This is a genomic window from Arthrobacter sp. SW1 (assembly GCF_001766675.1).
In the GTDB taxonomy this organism is placed as follows: domain Bacteria; phylum Actinomycetota; class Actinomycetes; order Actinomycetales; family Micrococcaceae; genus Arthrobacter.
Genome location: NZ_MJLT01000001.1, coordinates 52,464 through 70,762 on the forward strand (window position 1 = coordinate 52,464; position 18,299 = coordinate 70,762).

Sequence of the window (18,299 nt, forward strand, 5' to 3'; positions counted from 1 at the left end):
GTTCTCCCCTATGGTTCAAAAGGATTTCGACGGCGGATCCTCCCGCCGTTCCGGACTTCTGTTCTATGTTACAGCGTTGGTGTTGGAGCGTTGGCCTGCGCGTGCCGCCCCGCCCCGGCTTGCCTCAGGCGCGGACCTGGCCCTCGCCCTGGACAATCCACTTGGTGGTGGTCAGTTCCGTCAGGCCCATGGGACCGCGGGCGTGCAGCTTCTGGGTGGAGATGCCCACCTCCGCGCCCAAGCCGAGCTCGCCGCCGTCGGTGAAACGAGTGGACGCGTTGACGATCACGGCTGCGGAGTCGATCTCGGCAATGAACTTTTCGGCGTTGGCGAGGTTGTTGGTCAGGATGGCCTCGGTGTGGCCGGTGGTCCACTTACGGATGTGGCCCACAGCGGCGTCCACGCTGTCCACCATGGCAACCGCGAGGTCCAGGTCCATGTACTCGGTGGCCCAGTCATCGTCGTCGGCAGGCACGGTGTCAACCTTGCCCTCAAGGGCTTGCGCCACGCGGTCGTCGACGTGCAGCGTCACGCCGGCGGAGCGCAAAGCGGAGGCAACGGCGGGAAGCACCGTGGAACCCGAGTGCACCAGCAGGGTTTCCACCGTGTTGCAGACGCTGGGGCGCTGGGTCTTGGCGTTGAGCAGGATCTCCACGGCCATGTCTTCCCCGGCGGATTCGTCGATGAAGATGTGCACATTGCCTTCGCCGGTTTCGATGACCGGCACGGAGGAGTTGTTGACGACCGTCTGGATGAGGTCACGGCCACCGCGCGGAATGAGGACGTCCACCCGGCCGCGGGCACGCATGAGGACGTTGGCGCCTTCGCGGCCGAACTGGTCCACGGTCTGCACGGCGTCGGCAGGCAGGCCCACCGATTCGAGGGCTTCGCGCAGGATCACCACGAGCGCTGCGTTGGTGTGCGCGGCTGCCGAGCCGCCGCGGAGGATCACTGCGTTGCCGCTCTTCAGGGCGAGGCCGGCAATGTCCACGGTGACGTTGGGGCGGGCTTCGTAGATCGCCGCGACCACGCCCATGGGGACGTTGACCTGGCGCAGGCGCAGCCCATTGGGCAGCGTCTGGCCACGGACCACATTGCCCACGGGATCGGGAAGCCCGGCCAGGTTCTCCAGGGCAGCCACGAGGCCTTCGATGCGCGCAGGGGTCAGGGTGAGGCGGTCCAGCAGCGCCTTGGACGTTCCGTTGGCGCGGCCCGCTTCGACGTCCTTGGCGTTGGCGGCAAGGATGGCGTCCTGGCGGTCCACCAGCGAGCCGGCGATGGCGTGCAGGGCACGGTCCTTCCAGGCGCGGTTGGCCTGGGCCATGCGGCGGGCAGCCTTGCGCGAGCGGTCGGCGATGGCGTGGACCGCAGCCTCAAGCGACTCCGGGGTTTCCGCCGGCGGAACGGCACCGGAGAGGGCTCCGGTGGTTACGGCGTCGGAAACGGCATGGGGAGTCAGTGCTTCAGTCATGCTCCAAGTTTAGTGGAGGCAGTGGAGGGGACGAGAACGAGGTCGTCAACATGAACAACCACGCGGTCATATCCGCTGCCCAGCTCCCTGGCGAGTTCCTTGGTGGACCGGCCAAGCATCTTCGGCAGCTCTTCCGCTGAGTAGTTGACCAGGCCGCGGGCGATCACCGTACCGTCCCCGGCAACCATCTCCACGGGGTCGCCGGCTTCGAAGTCGCCGGCCACGGAAGAGACTCCGGCGGGCAGCAGCGAAGTGTGGCGGTCGCGGACGGCCCGCACTGCGCCGTCGTCGAGCACCAGGCGCCCGCGCACGGACGCGAGGTGCGCCAGCCACAACAGGCGCACCGGCTTCCGGCCGCCGTTCACGGCGAACCAGGTACCGACGTCCTCCCCTGCCAGCGCCGCGGCGGCGTTCGCCGTCGAGGTGACCAGGGCGTGGATCCCGGAGCCCGCGGCGATGCTGGCCGCTTCGACCTTCGTCATCATGCCGCCGGTTCCGACGCCGGCCTTGCCCGCCTTGCCGATGGTCACGCCTTCGAGGTCGGCCGGGCCGGTGACCAGCGGGATGCGCTTGGCGCCCTTGGCGGGCGGGCCGTCATAGAGGGCGTCGACGTCGGACAACAGGACGAGCGCGTCCGCGCGCACCAGGTGCGCCACCAAGGCGGCCAGGCGGTCGTTGTCGCCGAAACGGATTTCGTGGGTGGCCACGGTGTCGTTTTCGTTCACGACCGGCACCACGCCCAGGTTCAGCAGCCGGTCCAGGGCACGGTAGGCGTTGCTGTGCTGGGTGCGGCGCATGAGGTCGTCGGCGGTCAGCAGGACCTGGCTCACCGTGACGCCGTGCGCCGAAAATGCCTGCGTGTAGCGCGCCATCAGCAAGCCCTGGCCCACGCTGGCCGCGGCCTGCTGGGTGGCGAGGTCCTTGGGTCGCTTGGCCAGCCCCAGCGGTGCGAGCCCGGCAGCGATCGCGCCGGATGACACCAGGATGATCTCGCTGCCCGCGTTGCGTTTGCGCGCGAGGGCGTCAACCAGCGCCGTCAGCGAACGCTCGGAGATGCCGCCCTTGATGCTCGTAAGCGAGGAGGAACCAACCTTGACCACGATCCGCCTGGCCGTGGCCAGCGCCTCGCGGCCGGCAACAGCCGAGCCCGTCGCGGACTCCTGGACGCTAGCTGTCATCGCCGTCTTCCAGGCTGTTTTCGGTCACGGGACGGGCAGCACGACGGCGGCTGACGGACTCCGTCCAGATGCCCGCCTTGCGCTCGGCCTCGAGCTCGGCACGCGCGGCGGCCTTGGCCTCGCGGCGTTCGATCTGCTCTTCGCGTTTCTGCGAACGGGTGGGCCGTTCGCCGATGTCCGCAATGCGGATGTCGGTTCCACGCGGGGTGGCCAGGAGTTCGGCGCCGGCCATGATGGTGGGCTCCCAGTCGAAGACAACCCCGTCCTCGCCGCCGATCACCACGGTGTCGCCGGGCTTGGCGCCCATCTTGTACAGCTCTGTTTCGATGCCGAGCTTGGCGAGGCGGTCCGCAAGGTAGCCGATGGCTTCTTCGTTGTTGAAGTCGGTCTGCTTGACCCAGCGCTCAGGCTTCTCGCCCTGCACGCGGAAAAGCGGCTCCAGGTTCTTTTCCTCCCGGCGGATGGTGAAGCCGGTTTCGTTCACGGCACGCGGGCGCAGCACGGGCGCAGCGACCTTCGGCGGAGCGGCCTTCACGGCGTCGCGGGCCGCCTGGACGATCTCGGCCATGGCGAAGCTCAGGGCGCGCAGTCCTTCATGGCTGGTGGCGGACACTTCGAACACGCGGTATCCGCGGGCCTCGAGGTCCGGGCGCACGAACTCGGCCATGTCGCGGCCATCCGGCAGGTCCACCTTGTTCAGGACCACGAGCTTGGGACGTTCATTCAGCGGGACGACTTCACCGTCGGTGCCGGCGTAGCTCATGTCCACGGCGTATTTTTCGAGTTCGTTCTCGATGATGGCGAGGTCCGAGAGCGGGTCGCGGTCGGATTCCAGCGTGCCGCAGTCCAGGACGTGGACAAGGGCGGCGCAACGTTCGACGTGGCGCAGGAAGTTGTGGCCCAGTCCCCTGCCCTCGCTGGCGCCCTCAATGAGGCCCGGAACGTCGGCGATGGTAAAGCGGACGTCCCCTGCCTGGACCACGCCGAGGTTGGGAACGAGGGTGGTGAAGGGGTAGTCGGCGATCTTGGGCCGGGCAGCGGACATGGCGGCAATAAGGCTGGACTTGCCAGCGGACGGGAAGCCGACCAGTGCGATGTCCGCGATCGACTTCAGTTCCAGGACGATGTCGCGCGATTCGCCTTCGATACCGAGCAGGGCGAAGCCGGGCGCCTTGCGCTTCTGGGAGGACAAGGCGGCGTTGCCGAGGCCGCCGATACCGCCCGCCGCGGCGAGGTATTCGGCGCCGACGCCCACGAGGTCAGCCAGCACGGTGCCGTCCTTGGCCTTGACCACGGTACCGTCCGGAACCGGGAGCACCAGGGTTTCGCCGTTCTTGCCGCCGCGCCAATCGCCCATGCCGGGGCCGCCGTTGGTGGCGTGGCGGTGCGGTGCGTGGTGGTAGTCGAGCAGCGTGGTGGTCTGGCCGTCCACGCGCAGGATGACGTCGCCGCCGTTGCCGCCGTTGCCGCCGTCGGGACCGCCGAGCGGCTTGAACTTCTCCCGCTTGACCGATACACAGCCGTGGCCGCCTGTTCCGCCGGATACGTGAAGTACTACCCGGTCTACGAAGGTGGCCACGTTTTTCTCCTCTGTGTATGCAAAAACTCTAAAAGATTCTAATGCTGTTAAAAGACAAGTGGAGCGGGCCCGCTGGCCCGCTCCACCCGTTCAGAATGTGTTGTTACTCTGCAGCTGCAGCAGCAACGATGTTCACGACACGGCGGCCGCGACGGGTGCCGAATTCGACAGCACCGGCCTGCAGAGCGAACAGGGTGTCGTCGCCACCGCGACCGACGCCGGCGCCCGGGTGGAAGTGGGTGCCACGCTGGCGGACGATGATCTCGCCGGCGGAAACAACCTGGCCGCCGAAGCGCTTCACGCCGAGGCGCTGTGCGTTGGAGTCACGACCGTTGCGAGTGGAGCTCGCGCCCTTTTTATGTGCCATTTGAAATGCCTGCCTTTAAGGTTCTTGGGAAATCTGGTGAAACCCGGAAAGCAACCAGTGGTTACTTGATGCCGGTGATCTTGATCTTGGTCAGTTCCTGACGGTGACCCTGGCGCTTCTTGTAGCCGGTCTTGTTCTTGAACTTCTGGATGACGATCTTCGGACCACGGAGGTCTTCGAGGATCTCAGCCGTAACCTTGACCTTGGCCAGGTCCGCAGCTGCGGAGGTGACCTTGTCGCCGTCTACCAGGAGCAGTGCGGGCAGCTCGAGGGTGCTTCCGACTTCACCGGGGACGCGGTTGAGGGTTACGTAGTCTCCAACGGAAACCTTTTCTTGGCGGCCGCCTGCGCGGACAATCGCGTACACCACTTGGGCACTCACTTCTCTCGACGTTTCTTACTAAATTTGCGTGCGGAACCCCGGAGCCGTTGTGGTCCTGATTCGCGCTGTGCCTCAACGCCGTGAACTCCGGAAAGAAGCCCATGAGTCATCCCTGAACAGATCCAGGGGGCATAACCCAAGTGTTGGCGTAAGCACCGAAGATCTAGATTACGCTAAATTCGCCTTCGGCTGCAAATGAGGCCGGGTCCGGGGCGCGCCGCGTGATGACTGCCACAGCGGCCATGCCGCATCCGGTACCGTGCCCGTCCAGCTTACCGTTTCCGGACGGTTGCACGGTGCAGGCGGCGGTCGACACGCTGCACTGCACGCTTAAGCGTGCAAACGCGGCGCGTCGAAGAACGCGGTCTCGTAGCGGCAGGACTGGACGAAGGCCTCGTGCATCGCGGCCCGTTCAGCCGCGGATGCCGCGCGGGCAGCGCGGTCGACGACGTCGATCGCCTTCCGGGTAGCGTCGGCAAACGCCTCATCCGCGTAAGTCCGCAGCCAGTCGGCGTACGGATGCGCGGCAGGCTCCCCCGCCGCCACGAACTCATGGTGCAGCCGCTGCCCTACCTCGGCGTACAGCCAGTAGCACGGCAGGATCGCAGCAACCAGGACGCCGTAGCTTCCTGAGGCGGAAGCCGCCAGCAGGTGGTCAACATAGGCCTTGGTCACCGGCCCCGTTTCAACGGCCATTCGCCCGCCCAGCCAGGTGCGGTGCAGTTCCGATTCGACCTCAAGGCACTGCTGGGAGCCGCGCGCCCAGAACAGTTGCTCATCTTCGCTGGGTGCCAATGCCCCGGCCCGGGCGAGGACCCGTGAGTAGCCGTTCAGGTAGAGGGCATCCTGGGCAAGGTAGTAGCCGAAGTGTTCACGCGACAGCGCTCCGGACTGCAGCCCGGCAATGAAGTCGAGTGCGTGGATTTCGGCCAGTTCCGCTTCTGCGGCTTCCCAAAGCTGCGCGGCGAAGCCTCCGGGGTTGAGCTGCTGCTGCCGGTGGAGGTGATGCACGGGGCCGTTGCCTTGGCCGACGTCCAACGCTGCGGACTGTGCGAGGGCGCCCTGCAGCCAGGGCTTCACTTCACTCAGGGCTGCTTCCCAACTCCCCAGTCGGGCCATGGCGGTGGCCATCGCGGACGAAAGGGAGCAGCCGGTTCCATGGCTGTTGACGGTGTCGATGCGCGGTCCGGAGATCTCCACGACGTCCTGGCTGAGCAGGCCGGCGGTGTTCACGAGCGCGTCGGGGCAGTCGCCGCCGGCCAGGTGTCCTCCCTTGACGAGCACGGTGCGTCCGGTGGACGCCGCGAGCCGCTTGCCCTGGTCCAGTGCGCCGGCCCAGTCGGAGGCTTCCTCTTCACCCAGGAGCATGGCCAGTTCGGGCAGGTTGGGGGTGACAAGGTCAGCCAGCGGGAGCAGGCCGCGCAGGGCTTCTTCGGCGGAGGCTTCCAGCAGCCGGTCACCGCTCGTGGCGATCATCACCGGATCAAGGACGACGACGGCGGGACGCACCTTGTCCAGCCAGCTGCGGACTTCTTCGATCACCGCGGCATCGCCCAGCATGCCGATTTTGACGGCGTCGACCGTAATGTCATCGCTGATGGCATCGAGCTGTTCACGGAGGAACTCCACCGGCGGCACGTGCACCGAACGCACGCCCTTGGTGTTCTGCGCCGTCAGGGCGGTGATCGCAGCCATGCCGTAGCCGCCGTTCGCGGCGATGCTCTTCAGGTCCGCCTGGACACCGGCCCCGCCGGAGGGATCGGATCCCGCGATGCTCAGGACCCGGGGCGGCCGTCCTGCTGCAGGGTCAAGGGGGTACACAGGAGTAAGCGGTGCAAATGCCATGGATCGGACATCCCTTCGCCGGTACTAACCGGGCAGGTTCAACGGGTCTGGTCTCAGCCGGCATCGGTGCTCGGCACCCCGTGTCAGGGACCAAGTTTAGACGGCCCGGGCGCACCAGCGGGAATGAGACCACACGGCAAAAGCCCCGGCCCTCCCGTCGAAACGGAAGAGCCGGGGCTTTTGCGTTGCTGCAGTCGCCCTACAGCTCGGACTTGGGGACGCCCACGCCGAGGATGATCGGCTCGTCGGCCGGGGCCTTCTTCTCCGGCTGCTTCGCCGCGGCGTCGCTTGCCGGGGCCTTGGCCTCGTGGGCAGTCCCGCCGCCCACCTCGGACGTTCCGTGCTGTTCCACGGTGGTGGCATTGGCTGCACCCTGGGCGCGGCTTGCACTCCTGCTGCGGCGGCTGCGCCGGCGGCCCTGGCGTTCCTCGGGCTCGGCCGCGGGCGCTTCGGAGGAAACGTCAGCGGACTCCGCAGCGGGGCGTCCAAGTCCCGCGAAGGCCTGCGCCAGCAGGTCGAGGCTCATCGCAGGTTCGCTCCGCACAGGTTCCTCGCTGTGGACAGCGAGCGGCAGCGCGACTTCTTCGCCGCCGAACCGCAGGACCGGCTGGGACGGGGCACCGGCGGCAGCGGGCGCAGGAGCCAAGGAGGCACCGGCGTCGGGCGTGTCCGTCTTTTCGGGCTGCGCCCCGGCAGCTGCCGCTGCACCGGATGCCGCCTCTGCGGCGTGCAGTTCGTCGTCGTGCAGGTGCGCGGCATGCGCGGCGGCGGCGATGTTCGCGAGGGCGGCGCGGGTGGCATCCGCCTTCGCCTGGCGCTGCGCTTCGGTCTCCTCCGGTGCCGGAGCTGCGGGCGGTACCTCGACGGTGGCCTGTGCCCCGCCCTTGCCGCGGCGCCGCTTGCGCTCGGTGCGTGCCGGCTGCTGCGCTTCGCCGTGCGGGCGGTGGTGTTCCGCTGCCACCACGTTGGCGCGGCGGTGCTCCACCGGTTCGTCATGGGTGACGACGCCGCGGCCGGCGCAGGCTTCACACTGCTCGCCGAAGACTTCGAGCAGGCCGGTGCCCATGCGCTTTCGGGTCATCTGGACCAGGCCGAGAGAGGTCACTTCAGCCACCTGGTGCTTGGTGCGGTCACGGCCCAGGCATTCCACCAGGCGGCGGAGCACGAGGTCGCGGTTGGATTCGAGCACCATGTCGATGAAGTCGATCACGATGATGCCGCCGATGTCGCGCAGGCGCAGCTGGCGGACCACTTCCTCGGCAGCCTCCAGGTTGTTCTTGGTGACCGTCTCTTCGAGGTTGCCGCCGCTGCCGGTGAACTTGCCGGTGTTGACGTCGACGACGGTCATGGCCTCGGTGCGGTCGATCACCAGGGAGCCGCCGGAGGGCAGGAAGACCTTGCGTTCCAGGGCCTTGTGGATCTGCTCGTCCACGCGCCAGGCGGCGAAGATGTCCTGCTCCGACGTCCATTTTTCGAGGCGGCCCACGAGGTCCGGCGCCACGTAGGTGACGTAGGCCTCGATGGTGTCCCATGCTTCTTCGCCGGAGACGATCAGCTTGGAGAAGTCTTCGTTGAAGACGTCACGGACCACCTTGATGGTGAGGTCCGGTTCGCCGTACAAGAGCTCGGGTGCCAGCACCTTGCTGGAGTTGGCCTGGCCCTCGATGCCTTCCCACTGGGCGCGGAGGCGGTTGATGTCGTGCGTCAGCTCTTCCTCGGATGCGCCTTCGGCCGCGGTGCGGACGATCACGCCGGCGTTCTCCGGGAGGCGGTCCTTGAGGATCCGCTTGAGCCGGTTGCGTTCGACGTCCGGCAGCTTGCGGGAAATGCCCGTCATGGAACCACCGGGCACGTACACCAGGTAGCGGCCGGGGAGGGAGATCTGGCTGGTCAGGCGGGCGCCCTTGTGTCCCACCGGGTCCTTGGTGACCTGCACCAGGACGGAGTCGCCGGACTTGAGGGCGTTCTCAATCCGGCGCGGCTTGCCTTCGAGCGTAACGGCGTCCCAGTTGACTTCGCCGGCGTACAGCACGGCGTTGCGGCCGCGTCCGATGTCCACGAACGCAGCTTCCATGGACGGCAGCACGTTCTGGACCTTGCCCAGGTAGACGTTGCCGATCAGGGAATCCTGCTGGGTCTTGGAGACGAAGTGCTCGGCCAGGACGCCGTCCTCGAGCACGCCGATCTGGATCCTGTCGTCGCGCTGGCGCACGATCATCTGCCGGTCCACGGACTCGCGGCGGGCCAGGAACTCGGCTTCGGTGATGACCTGGCGGCGGCGGCCGGTTTCGCGCGATTCGCGGCGGCGCTGCTTCTTGGCCTCGAGGCGGGTGGATCCCTTGACGCTCGTGACGCGGTCCGGGCCGGTGCTATCGGCGTGGGTGCGCGGCGCGCGGACGCGGGTGACAGTGTTGGGCGGGTCGTCTTCTCCCCCGCCGCTCAGTTCAAGGTCCTGGTCGCCACGGCGGCGGCGACGGCGGCGGCGCGAGGTGACGCCCTCTTCCAGGGCTTCACCGTCTCCGGAATCTTCCTCGGCGGAGGCGGCATCGTCGTCGCCCGCTTCTTCGCGTTCGTTGCCACGGCGGCCACGGCGGCCACGGCTGCGGCGACGGCGACGGCTGCCGCCCTCTTCGAGTTCGTTGTCGTCGTCGCTTTCGTCCTCTTCCTCAGCCACGACAGCAGCGGGGCGGACCACGGTGCTCAGGTCGGGGGCCTGGAAGATCATGGAGGTGACGGAAGCCGGCTCCAGGAACAGGGACGCGACCGGGCTGACCGGGGCGGCCTGCTCTTCCTCGGCAGCTTCTTCCGCCGGGGTTTCCTCGGCGGCTTCCTCCACGGCGGCTTCTTCAGCCGTCGGAGTTTCTTCAACCGCTTCAGCTACGGGCGCTTCCTCCACCGGCGCTTCGGCGGCCTTTGCCTTGGTGGCACGACGACGGCGGACCGGCTTTTCGGGGGCCGCTTCTGCCTCTGCGGCGGCCGGCTCAGCCGGGGTTTCGACCGCGGCCGGCTCCCCGGCGGCATCGCCCGCGAAGGCGGGCAGCGGCTCGGCTGCTTCGACCTTCTTCCGGGCCCGGCTACGGCGGGCCGGGGCCTTGGGGGCTTCTTCCGCAACCGGAACCTCCGCGACGGCGGCATCCTGGCCGGCGTCGGCCTTCACCGCGTCGGGAGTCACGGCGTCGATGGCCGTTTCGGTTTCTGCGGTTTTCGGAGCCGCCTTGCGGCGGGTCCGGGTGGTTTTCTTCGGGGCCTCCGTGGCCGCCGGTGCCGCGTCCTCCGCGGCGGATACTGCTTGCTCGTTATCCATAAGTGGCAACACTCCTGCCCTTGTGCAACCGCCACATCCGGCGCCCAGTGGGGCACATATTGTCAAGACCCGCAGGCGTTGACAGAAGTCGTCAGGTGTCTTTCCGGTTCGCACCAACGTGGGGGTGCGGCAATCACGGAAAGCCGGCTCTGCTGCGAACCCGTTGTTCTAATGCCACAACCAGGTGCCGTCCCATGCCATGGCGGGCGTGCCGGGGATATCAGTTCCGGGCATGCCCTGCTCAGGGCTGGCGGTCTTGGGAGCAAGATGCCGGACCGGATTCCGCATGTGGAAACGGGCTCCGGCCACGTTCATTCTCTCACACGCGGGCCCGGATGCGCGGAAGCGGCTGTTCCCGCCTGGACGCGGCACCAAGGCGGCGGCGCTACAATCCTCCCAACGACCGGTATCGGGGCCTAATGCTCCGGCAAGCCCGCGCGGCAACCAGAAAGGGACCATCACCCATGCCAAGCCCTGCCAGCGACAACCTGGCCCCCGCAAGCGCCTCCTCCGGCGGGACCGCCCGCCCGGAGGCACAGCTGCCACGGATGGCGCGCGATATCCCCTTCGCCTGGCTCCTCCTGCTCACCGGCGCCGTCGCGTGGCTGGCGTCCGGCGCCTTGGTGCTGGAGAAGCTCCAGGTCCTCGCGGATCCCAACCACGCCACCGTATGCGACATCAATCCCTGGGTTTCCTGCGGCGACGTCATGAAGACGCCCCAGAGTTCGGTGTTCGGCTTCCCGAACATGTTCATCGGCATCGTGGCGTTCGCGGTGATCATCACCACCGCCATGGCATTGTTCGCCGGCGCAAAGCTGGCGCGCTGGTACTGGATCGGACTGCAGACCGGCGTCACCTTGGGCTTCGTCTTCATTGTCTGGCTGTGGTCGCAGGCGCTCTACGTCATCCACATCCTGTGCCCGTTCTGCATGGTGGTGTGGGCGTGCATGATTCCGCTGTTCGTCTTCGTGACCATCCGCAACGTGGTGCACGGCGTCATCCCGGCACCCGCCGGCGTGGTGAAGGTCCTCGGCGACTACGGATGGATCATCGTCGCCCTGCTCTATGTGGCCGTGATCGCCAGCATCTTCTTCGCGTTCATCAACGTGTTCATCGGCACCTCGGGCTACTAAACCGGGAAAAACAAGCGCGAGCGTACAGTTGGGGCCCCGAAATCGGCGATTTCGGGGCCCCACCTGTACGCTCGCGCTGTAGTAGGCGGTCGCTTCCCGGACTGTCCTAGTCCTGGAACCAGATCTTGATCTCGCGCTCGGCGGACTCCACGGAGTCGGAACCGTGCACCAGGTTCTGCTGGACCGCCAGGCCCCAGTCGCGGCCGAAGTCGCCGCGGATGGTGCCTGGAGCCGCCGTCGTCGGATCAGTGGTGCCGGCCAGCGAACGGAAGCCCTCGATCACGCGGTGGCCTTCGAAGATGGCGGCAACCACGGGGCCGGAGAGCATGAACTCCACCAGCGGCTCGTAGAAGGGCTTGCCGACGTGCTCTTCGTAGTGCTGTTCCAGCAGTTCGCGGCTGGCGTTGACCTTCTTCAGTTCGGCCAGGGTGTAGCCCTTGGCTTCGATGCGGGCCAGGATGCTGCCGCTGAGGTTGCGGGCGACGCCGTCGGGCTTGATCAGGACGAGGGTGCGCTCGATGCTCACAGTTGCTCCAATGCGGTGGTGGTGGATTTCCCTGCCAGTTTACGGGGTTTCCGGCGTCGCGCCGTCACCGTGTTCAGCGTCCCAGGCGGCCTGCTCGCGGTCCCGCTCGGCGTTCTCCCGGTCGATCCGGATGCCCGCCCGGATGCCGTACCACCAGCACGCCGCGAAGAGCACGCCAACAATGAACATCATCGGTTCGGCGAGCCCGGTGAGGATCAGCACAAGCTGCAGCGCCCAGCCAAGGCCCACGCCCCACGGCTTGCTAAGCACGGCACACGCCAGCACCAGCACCACGCTCAGCGCGATGCCGAAGCCCAGGATGAGGGCCGGATCCACTTCGCCGCGCTTCAGCCCGAAGACCGCCAGGGTGGCAAAGAACGCCACGAAGGCCTCGAGGAGGAGCACCGTGGAGGCGAACATGACCTTCGTGGAACGCCGTTTCTTGGGCATTCCGGGCCGCCATTCGCGTTGCGCCTTGGTCATCCGTGCCATCAGGCGTCCGCCTTTCCAAGGAGGATCCGGGCCTCCGCCACCACGGTGATGGAGCCGGTCACCAGCACGCCGCCGGCCAGGTCGTCGTTGGCCTCGGCGCGCTCCACGGCCCATTCGAGGGCGTCGTCAAGCTTCTCCGCGATGTGCACGTTCGCCTCGCCGAAGCCCAGGTCCACCGCGAGTTCGGCCAATTCCCCGGCCGGGATGGCGCGCGGCGAGTTGGACTGGGTGAAGCAGAATTCCTCGGCGAGGTCGCCCAGGGATTCCTTGAGCTGGCGGAGGATCTCCTCGGCGTCCTTTTCCTGCAGCACGCCCAGAACCACCACGAGCTTGCTGAAGTTGAACGCTTCGTGGATCGCCTCGGCGGAAACCCGGATGCCGTCAGGATTGTGTCCGGCGTCGACGATGATGGTCGGCGCGGTGCGCACTACCTCCAGGCGGCCCGGCGAGGTGACGGCACCGAAGGCCTCACGCAGCACCTCGGCGTCAAGTTCCTTCTCTCCCCCGCCGAAGAACGCCTCCAGCGCGGCGACCGCGACGGCGGCGTTCTCGGCCTGGTGCGCGCCGTGCAGCGGCAGCAGGATGTCCTCGTAGCGGCCGGCGAGGCCCTGGATGGTCAGCACCTGCCCGCCGACGGCAACGGCACGGGACTCGACGCCGAACTCCACGCCTTCGAAGCGGAACGGCACCTCAAGCTCGCGCGCCTTGTCCAGCAGCACCTGCGCGGCGTCCACCGGCTGCGCGGCGCTCACCAGGAAGCCGCCCGGCTTGATGATGCCGGACTTCTCATAGGCGATATCCGCCGTCGTATCCCCCAGCAGATCGGTATGGTCCAGGGAGATCGGAGTCACCACGGACACCTGTCCATCGCCCACGTTGGTGGCGTCGGTGATGCCGCCCAGGCCCACTTCGAACACCGCCACGTCCACGGGCTGGTCCGCGAAGACCGCGAAGCCGAGGATGGTGAGGCATTCGAAGTACGTCAGGCGCGGCTGGCCTTCGGCGACGAGTTCCTTGTCCACGATCTCCAGGTACGGCCGGATCTCGTCCCAGATCCGTACGAACGTGGCGTCATCCACGGGTTCGCCGTTGATGCTGATGCGCTCAGTCACCTTGCTCAGGTGCGGGCTCGTGTAGCGGCCCGTGCTGAGGCCGTGGGCGATCAGCCCGCGTTCGATCATGCGCGCCGTGGAGGTCTTGCCGTTGGTGCCGGTGATGTGGATGATCGGGTACGCCTTGTTCGGCTCACCGAGCACGTCCATTGCCCGGAACAAGGGAGCCAGCCGCGGCTCCATCTTGTTTTCCGGGGCGCGGCCCAGCAGCTCGGCGTAGACGCTCTCTACGGAGAATTCGTCGCTCATGCATCCACCTTCGCTACGGTCACTGCCGGCTCCTCGGAGTCGTCGGCAAGGAGGGTTTCCAGTTCCAGGGACAGGGTTTCGCCCTTCACCAGATCAGCGTTGGCCTTCAGTGCGTCCACGATGTCCTGGCCGGCCGTCACGGTAGTCCGGATGCGGTCGCTGACGTTCAGTCCGGCGTCCTTGCGGGCCTGCTGGATGGCGCGGACCATATCGCGGGCCAGGCCTTCGGCTTCGAGCTCCGGGGTGACTTCGGTGTTCAGCACCACGAAGCCGCCGCCGGGCAGCATCGCGACGGAAACCGAACCGCCGTCGGCTGTTTCCGCCACCACGGTCTCCAAGGTGTATTCCTGCGGCTCGAGCTCAAGGCCGCCCGCCGTCACCACACCGGCGTCGCTGACGGACCAGTCGCCGGACTTGGAGCCCTTGATGGCCTGCTGGACGTTCTTGCCCAGGCGCGGGCCGGCGGCCCGGGCGTTGACCACCAGCTTCTGCTCGATGCCGAACTCCTCCGGGGACGCCTCGGCGGCGTCGAGCACCCGGACGGAACGCAGGTTGAGTTCATCGGCGACGACGGCGGCGAAACCTTCCAGCGCAGCCGCGCCGGGTGCCACGACGGTCAGTTCCTGCAGCGGCAGGCGGACACGCAGCTTGGCGGCCTTGCGCAGCGAGGAGCCGGTGGAGCAGACCTGCTGCACGCGGTCCATGGCGGCCACGAGCTCCGGGTTCGCCGGGAACAGGGCGGCGTCGGGCCAGTCGGCAAGGTGCACGGAGCGCCCGCCGGTGAGGCCGCGCCAGATTTCCTCGGTGACGAGCGGCAGCAGTGAAGCGGACACGCGGCACACGGCTTCGAGCGCGGTGTACAGGGCGTCGAAGGCGTCCGTGTTCTCGTCGAAGAAGCGCTGGCGGCTCCGGCGGACATACCAGTTGGTGAGCATGTCCAGGTAGCTGCGCAGTTCGTCGCAGGCGCCGGAGATGTCGTAGCTGTCCAGGCTTGCCGTCACGGAACGCACCAGGTCCCCGGTGTTGGCCAGCAGGTACTGGTCCAGCTCCTCGGCGTAGCCGTCGTAGCGGAGCTTGGCGTCGTAGCCGGCACCGTTGTTGGCGGCGTTGGTGTACAGGGTGAAGAAGCTGTACACGTTCCACAGCGGCAGGATCACCTGGCGGACGCCGTCGCGGATGCCCTGTTCGGTGACGATCAGGTTGCCGCCGCGCAGGATGGGGCTGGACATCAGGAACCAGCGCATGGCGTCGGAGCCGTCGCGGTCCAGGACCTCCGAGACGTCCGGGTAGTTGCGCAGGGACTTGGACATCTTCTGTCCGTCCGAGCCGAGCACGATGCCGTGGCTGATCACGTTGCGGAACGCCGGGCGGTCGAAGAGCGCGGTGGACAGGATGTGCAGCATGTAGAACCAGCCGCGGGTCTGTCCGATGTACTCCACGATGAAGTCGGCCGGGTTGTGGGTGTCGAACCAGTCGCCGTTCTCGAACGGGTAGTGCACCTGGCCGTAGGGCATGGAACCGGAGTCGAACCAGACATCCAGCACGTCCTCCACGCGGCGCATGGTGGATTTGCCGGTGGGGTCGTCCGGGTTGGGGCGCGTGAGATCGTCGATAAACGGCCGGTGCAGGTCCACCTGGCCCTCGTTGTTGAGCGGCAGGCGGCCGAAGTCGGCTTCCAGCTCGACGAGCGAGCCGTAGACGTCGGTGCGCGGGTATTCGGGATCGTCGGACTGCCACACCGGGATGGGGGAACCCCAGTAGCGGTTGCGGCTGATCGACCAGTCGCGGGCGTTCTCCAGCCACTTGCCGAACTGGCCGTCCTTGACGTTGCCCGGGATCCAGTTGATCTCCTGGTTCAGTTCGGACATGCGGTCCTTGAACTTGGTGACTTCCACGTACCAGGAGGACACCGCGCGGTAGATCAGCGGGTTGCGGCAGCGCCAGCAGTGCGGGTAGCTGTGCTCGTAGCTGGCCTGGCGCACCAGGCGGCCCTGGGCGCGCAGCACCTGGGTGATGGGCTTGTTGGCGTCGAAAACCTGCAGGCCAACGATCTCTGCCAGGTCGCCGTGCGAGAACAGCGGCAGGAACTTGGCGCCTTCGTCCACGGACAGCACCACGGGGATGCCGGCGTCTTCACAGACCTTCTGGTCGTCTTCACCATAGGCGGGGGCCTGGTGGACGATGCCCGTGCCGTCGCTCGTGGTGACGTAGTCGGCAACGAGGATCCGCCATGCGTTCTGCGTGCCGTACTTCTCGGTATCGGCGAAATCGTGCCACAGCGGCTCATACTCAAGCCCGGCGAGCTCGGCGCCCACATAGCTGCCTTCAACAGCGGCGGTGGCGGCAGCGGCGTCGTCGTACCCCAGGTCCTTCGCGTAGGAGCCGAGCAGGTCGGCGGCGAGCAGGAAGCGGCCGGTAACGGGCGCCTCCGCGGAAGCGGCCTTGACCCCGTTCGGACCCGCCGGAACCACCGCGTAGGAGATCTCCGGCCCGACGGCGAGCGCCAGGTTGGTGGGCAGCGTCCAGGGCGTGGTGGTCCAGGCGAGCGCCTGGACACCTGCGAGCGCTTTGGACAGTTCAGACTCTCCCGCCTTGAGGGGGAAGGTGACCGTGACGGTCTGGTCCTGGCGGTTCTTGTAGACGTCGTCGTCCATGCGCAGCTCGTGGTTGGACAGCGGGGTCTCGTCCTTCCAGCAGTACGGAAGCACGCGGTAGCCGTTGTAGGTGAGGCCCTTCTCGTGCAGCTGCTTGAAGGCCCAGAGCACGGACTCCATGTATTCGACGTTGAGCGTCTTGTAGTCGTTCTCGAAGTCCACCCAGCGGGCCTGGCGGGTGACGTAGGCCTTCCATTCGTTGGCGTACTTCATCACGGAGGCGCGGCAGGCGGCGTTGAACTTGTCGATGCCCATGGCTTCGATCTGGGTCTTGTCCGTCATGCCCAGCTGCTTCATGGCTTCGAGTTCGGCGGGCAGGCCGTGGGTGTCCCAGCCGAAGCGGCGTTCCACGCGCTTGCCGCGCTGGGTCTGGTAGCGGCCCACCAGGTCCTTGGCGTAGCCGGTGAGGAGGTGGCCGTAGTGCGGCAGGCCGTTGGCGAAGGGCGGACCGTCGTAGAAGACGAATTCGTTGCTGCCGTCCTGGCCGGCGTCCCGCTGGTCGATGCTGGCCTGGAACGTCCCGTCCTCATCCCAGTACTTGAGGATGCGCTCTTCGATTTCCGGGAACTTCACGGAAGCGGAAACACCGGGGGTGCCGGCAGCGGCCGTTGAGGCCTTGGGATAAAAGGTCATCTCGAATCCTGGTCTGAGCTGGTGGGACTGTTTGTCTGTCAGGATGCGAGGACGGCGCCCGTGCCGCTTGCGCTGCACCGGTACCGCGGTACCACCTCACTTACCGGCGCCCGGCCCTCCTGGGAGGATCCGGCTCCGGCCGCTCATTGGCTGCTGTGACGGGCTTACCCGTCCGGTTCTACTGACTCCCGAGTACTGGAGCGTTCTTCCGGAAGCTCACCGGTGATGGCCGGGTCGATGCTTGTCCCACAAGTCTAGCGGCAGCCGGAGGCCGCCCTCCACCCGGAGCTTCCGCCCACGGTATGAGGTGCCCCATACCCTCGGTGCCTAGACTCGGGACCATGACCCTCACTGCCGTCCGCCCGCCGCGTTCCCGCCGCCTGGTGCCCTTGTTCCTTTCCCTGCTGCTGGCGGTGCCGGTGGCGGCGATGTCGCTGCTGCGGGCGCTCCCGGCGGAATGGCCGACGACGGCGGTCCAGTTGCTCGCGTTCATGCCGTGGGTGGCCCTTCCGGCAGCCGTGGCGGCGGGGCTTGCGCTGTTCAGCGGGCGCCGGTGGTTGGCTTTCGGCGCTTCGGCGCTGTTGCTGGCCCAGCTGTTCTGGTTGTTCCCTTTGGATTACGCCAGGCCTGCGGAATCCGCGGCGGACTCGATCGAGCTGACGGTCATGAGCCTCAACTCCGAGTACGGGCAGGCCGACGCCGCGGACGTGGTCCGCCTGGTACGTGCGGAAGGCGTGCAACTGCTTGCAGTCCAGGAGCATTCGGCGCGGTTCGAAGCCGAACTGGAAAGGGCCGGCGTCGGGACTTTGCTTCCGCACCGCCTCAGCAGCCCCACGGACGACGCCGCAGGCAGCGCCGTCTATTCGGCTTTCCCGCTGGAGATGGTGGGGCTGGTACCGGACACTCCGTTCCAGATTCCCACCGTGCGGGTGAGCGCCGCATCCGGGGACTTATCGGCCGTCTTCGAGGTGACGAATGTGCACACGCTGCCGCCTGTGGATTCCCGCATCGCCCAGTGGCGGCATGACCTGGACGCCGTAGGGCGGGTCGGCGCGAGGCCGGGAGCGCGCGTGCTGATGGGCGACTTCAACGCCGGCTACGACCACCTGGAGTTCCGCAGGCTCCTGGCCGCGCCCTTGGACCGCGGAACGGACGCCCTGGTGGATGCCGGGATCGCGAACAACAGCAGGCTCGTTCCCACCTGGCCGATGGACGGCATGAACGTTCCCGGAACGGTGCTGGACCACATCGTCACGAGCGCCGACGTGCGCGCCACGGAGTACGCGGTACACCGGGTTCCGGGCAGCGACCATGCCGCGCTGACGGCAAGACTGGCCGTGCCCGCCGGACCACGGGGTCCCGGCGGGCACTAGC

The 18,299-nt window shown here is 67.2% G+C and carries 13 protein-coding genes and 1 riboswitch; of the genes, 2 read left to right on the plus strand and 11 right to left on the minus strand.

Features of this window, described 5'->3' with window-relative positions:
* Positions 1-124 precede the first annotated feature (124 nt).
* The 7 genes from BIU82_RS00300 to BIU82_RS00330 all read right to left on the minus strand — a co-directional run bounded on the left by BIU82_RS00300 (position 125) and on the right by BIU82_RS00330 (position 10,126).
* The gene (locus tag BIU82_RS00300) at positions 125-1,471 is read right to left on the minus strand and encodes a glutamate-5-semialdehyde dehydrogenase (RefSeq protein WP_070347476.1); all 1,347 of its coding nucleotides are present in this window, start codon (positions 1,469-1,471) and stop codon (positions 125-127) included.
* A complete protein-coding gene (proB, locus tag BIU82_RS00305; protein WP_070347477.1) occupies positions 1,468-2,649 on the minus strand; it encodes a glutamate 5-kinase in 1,182 nt (393 codons plus the stop codon). The genes BIU82_RS00300 and proB overlap by 4 nt, the downstream gene beginning before the upstream one ends.
* The gene (gene obgE, locus BIU82_RS00310) at positions 2,639-4,228 is read right to left on the minus strand and encodes a GTPase ObgE (protein ID WP_070347478.1); all 1,590 of its coding nucleotides are present in this window, start codon (positions 4,226-4,228) and stop codon (positions 2,639-2,641) included. The genes proB and obgE overlap by 11 nt, the downstream gene beginning before the upstream one ends.
* A 103-nt stretch (positions 4,229-4,331) precedes the next feature.
* Complete coding sequence (gene rpmA, locus BIU82_RS00315; protein WP_070347479.1) at positions 4,332-4,595, minus strand: 50S ribosomal protein L27; 264 nt, start codon at positions 4,593-4,595, stop codon at positions 4,332-4,334.
* Positions 4,596-4,656: 61 nt separating this feature from the next.
* The gene (gene rplU / locus BIU82_RS00320; protein WP_070347480.1) at positions 4,657-4,965 is read right to left on the minus strand and encodes a 50S ribosomal protein L21; all 309 of its coding nucleotides are present in this window, start codon (positions 4,963-4,965) and stop codon (positions 4,657-4,659) included.
* Between the two features lie 342 nt (positions 4,966-5,307).
* Complete coding sequence (locus BIU82_RS00325; RefSeq protein ID WP_070347481.1) at positions 5,308-6,822, minus strand: bifunctional hydroxymethylpyrimidine kinase/phosphomethylpyrimidine kinase; 1,515 nt, start codon at positions 6,820-6,822, stop codon at positions 5,308-5,310.
* A riboswitch (TPP riboswitch) is annotated at positions 6,816-6,913 on the minus strand. (Overlaps the previous gene by 7 nt.)
* A gap of 108 nt (positions 6,914-7,021) precedes the next feature.
* Positions 7,022-10,126, minus strand: coding sequence for an Rne/Rng family ribonuclease (locus tag BIU82_RS00330; RefSeq protein WP_070347482.1), 3,105 nt, complete (start codon positions 10,124-10,126; stop codon positions 7,022-7,024).
* Positions 10,127-10,590: 464 nt separating this feature from the next.
* On the opposite strand from BIU82_RS00330, the gene BIU82_RS00335 reads away from it, so the two are divergent.
* On the plus strand, positions 10,591-11,259 hold the full coding sequence (locus BIU82_RS00335) for a vitamin K epoxide reductase family protein (RefSeq protein WP_070347483.1): 669 nt from the start codon (positions 10,591-10,593) through the stop codon (positions 11,257-11,259).
* Between the two features lie 106 nt (positions 11,260-11,365).
* Here the strand turns inward: BIU82_RS00335 and ndk are convergent, their stop codons facing one another.
* The 4 genes from ndk to ileS are packed head-to-tail and all read right to left on the minus strand — an operon-like array spanning position 11,366 to position 16,925.
* Positions 11,366-11,785: a nucleoside-diphosphate kinase gene (gene ndk, locus BIU82_RS00340; RefSeq protein WP_070347484.1), complete on the minus strand. Its 420-nt coding sequence runs from the start codon at positions 11,783-11,785 to the stop codon at positions 11,366-11,368.
* A gap of 39 nt (positions 11,786-11,824) precedes the next feature.
* Positions 11,825-12,277 carry a DUF4233 domain-containing protein gene (locus tag BIU82_RS00345; RefSeq protein WP_070347485.1) on the minus strand — a complete coding sequence of 151 codons (453 nt, stop codon included), beginning with the start codon at positions 12,275-12,277 and terminating at the stop codon, positions 11,825-11,827.
* Positions 12,277-13,638 carry a folylpolyglutamate synthase/dihydrofolate synthase family protein gene (locus BIU82_RS00350; RefSeq protein ID WP_070347486.1) on the minus strand — a complete coding sequence of 454 codons (1,362 nt, stop codon included), beginning with the start codon at positions 13,636-13,638 and terminating at the stop codon, positions 12,277-12,279. Before BIU82_RS00350 ends, BIU82_RS00345 begins: the two co-directional genes overlap by 1 nt.
* Positions 13,635-16,925, minus strand: a complete 3,291-nt coding sequence (ileS, locus tag BIU82_RS00355; RefSeq protein ID WP_070347487.1) for an isoleucine--tRNA ligase — start codon at positions 16,923-16,925, stop codon at positions 13,635-13,637. The genes BIU82_RS00350 and ileS overlap by 4 nt, the downstream gene beginning before the upstream one ends.
* A 341-nt stretch (positions 16,926-17,266) precedes the next feature.
* On the opposite strand from ileS, the gene BIU82_RS00360 reads away from it, so the two are divergent.
* The gene (locus BIU82_RS00360; protein WP_070347488.1) at positions 17,267-18,298 is read left to right on the plus strand and encodes an endonuclease/exonuclease/phosphatase family protein; all 1,032 of its coding nucleotides are present in this window, start codon (positions 17,267-17,269) and stop codon (positions 18,296-18,298) included.
* Position 18,299: the final 1 nt, after the last annotated feature.

What these genes read in the sequence shown, in the direction of transcription:
- BIU82_RS00300 (WP_070347476.1), bottom strand. Translation starts at nt 1,471, where the DNA reads ATGACTGAAGCACTGACTCCCCATGCCGTTTCCGACGCCGTAACCACC.
- proB (WP_070347477.1), bottom strand. Translation starts at nt 2,649, where the DNA reads ATGACAGCTAGCGTCCAGGAGTCCGCGACGGGCTCGGCTGTTGCCGGC.
- rpmA (WP_070347479.1), bottom strand. Translation starts at nt 4,595, where the DNA reads ATGGCACATAAAAAGGGCGCGAGCTCCACTCGCAACGGTCGTGACTCC.
- BIU82_RS00325 (WP_070347481.1), bottom strand. Translation starts at nt 6,822, where the DNA reads ATGGCATTTGCACCGCTTACTCCTGTGTACCCCCTTGACCCTGCAGCA.
- BIU82_RS00330 (WP_070347482.1), bottom strand. Translation starts at nt 10,126, where the DNA reads ATGGATAACGAGCAAGCAGTATCCGCCGCGGAGGACGCGGCACCGGCG.
- BIU82_RS00335 (WP_070347483.1), top strand. Translation starts at nt 10,591, where the DNA reads ATGCCAAGCCCTGCCAGCGACAACCTGGCCCCCGCAAGCGCCTCCTCC.
- BIU82_RS00345 (WP_070347485.1), bottom strand. Translation starts at nt 12,277, where the DNA reads ATGGCACGGATGACCAAGGCGCAACGCGAATGGCGGCCCGGAATGCCC.
- BIU82_RS00350 (WP_070347486.1), bottom strand. Translation starts at nt 13,638, where the DNA reads ATGAGCGACGAATTCTCCGTAGAGAGCGTCTACGCCGAGCTGCTGGGC.
- ileS (WP_070347487.1), bottom strand. Translation starts at nt 16,925, where the DNA reads ATGACCTTTTATCCCAAGGCCTCAACGGCCGCTGCCGGCACCCCCGGT.
- BIU82_RS00360 (WP_070347488.1), top strand. Translation starts at nt 17,267, where the DNA reads ATGACCCTCACTGCCGTCCGCCCGCCGCGTTCCCGCCGCCTGGTGCCC.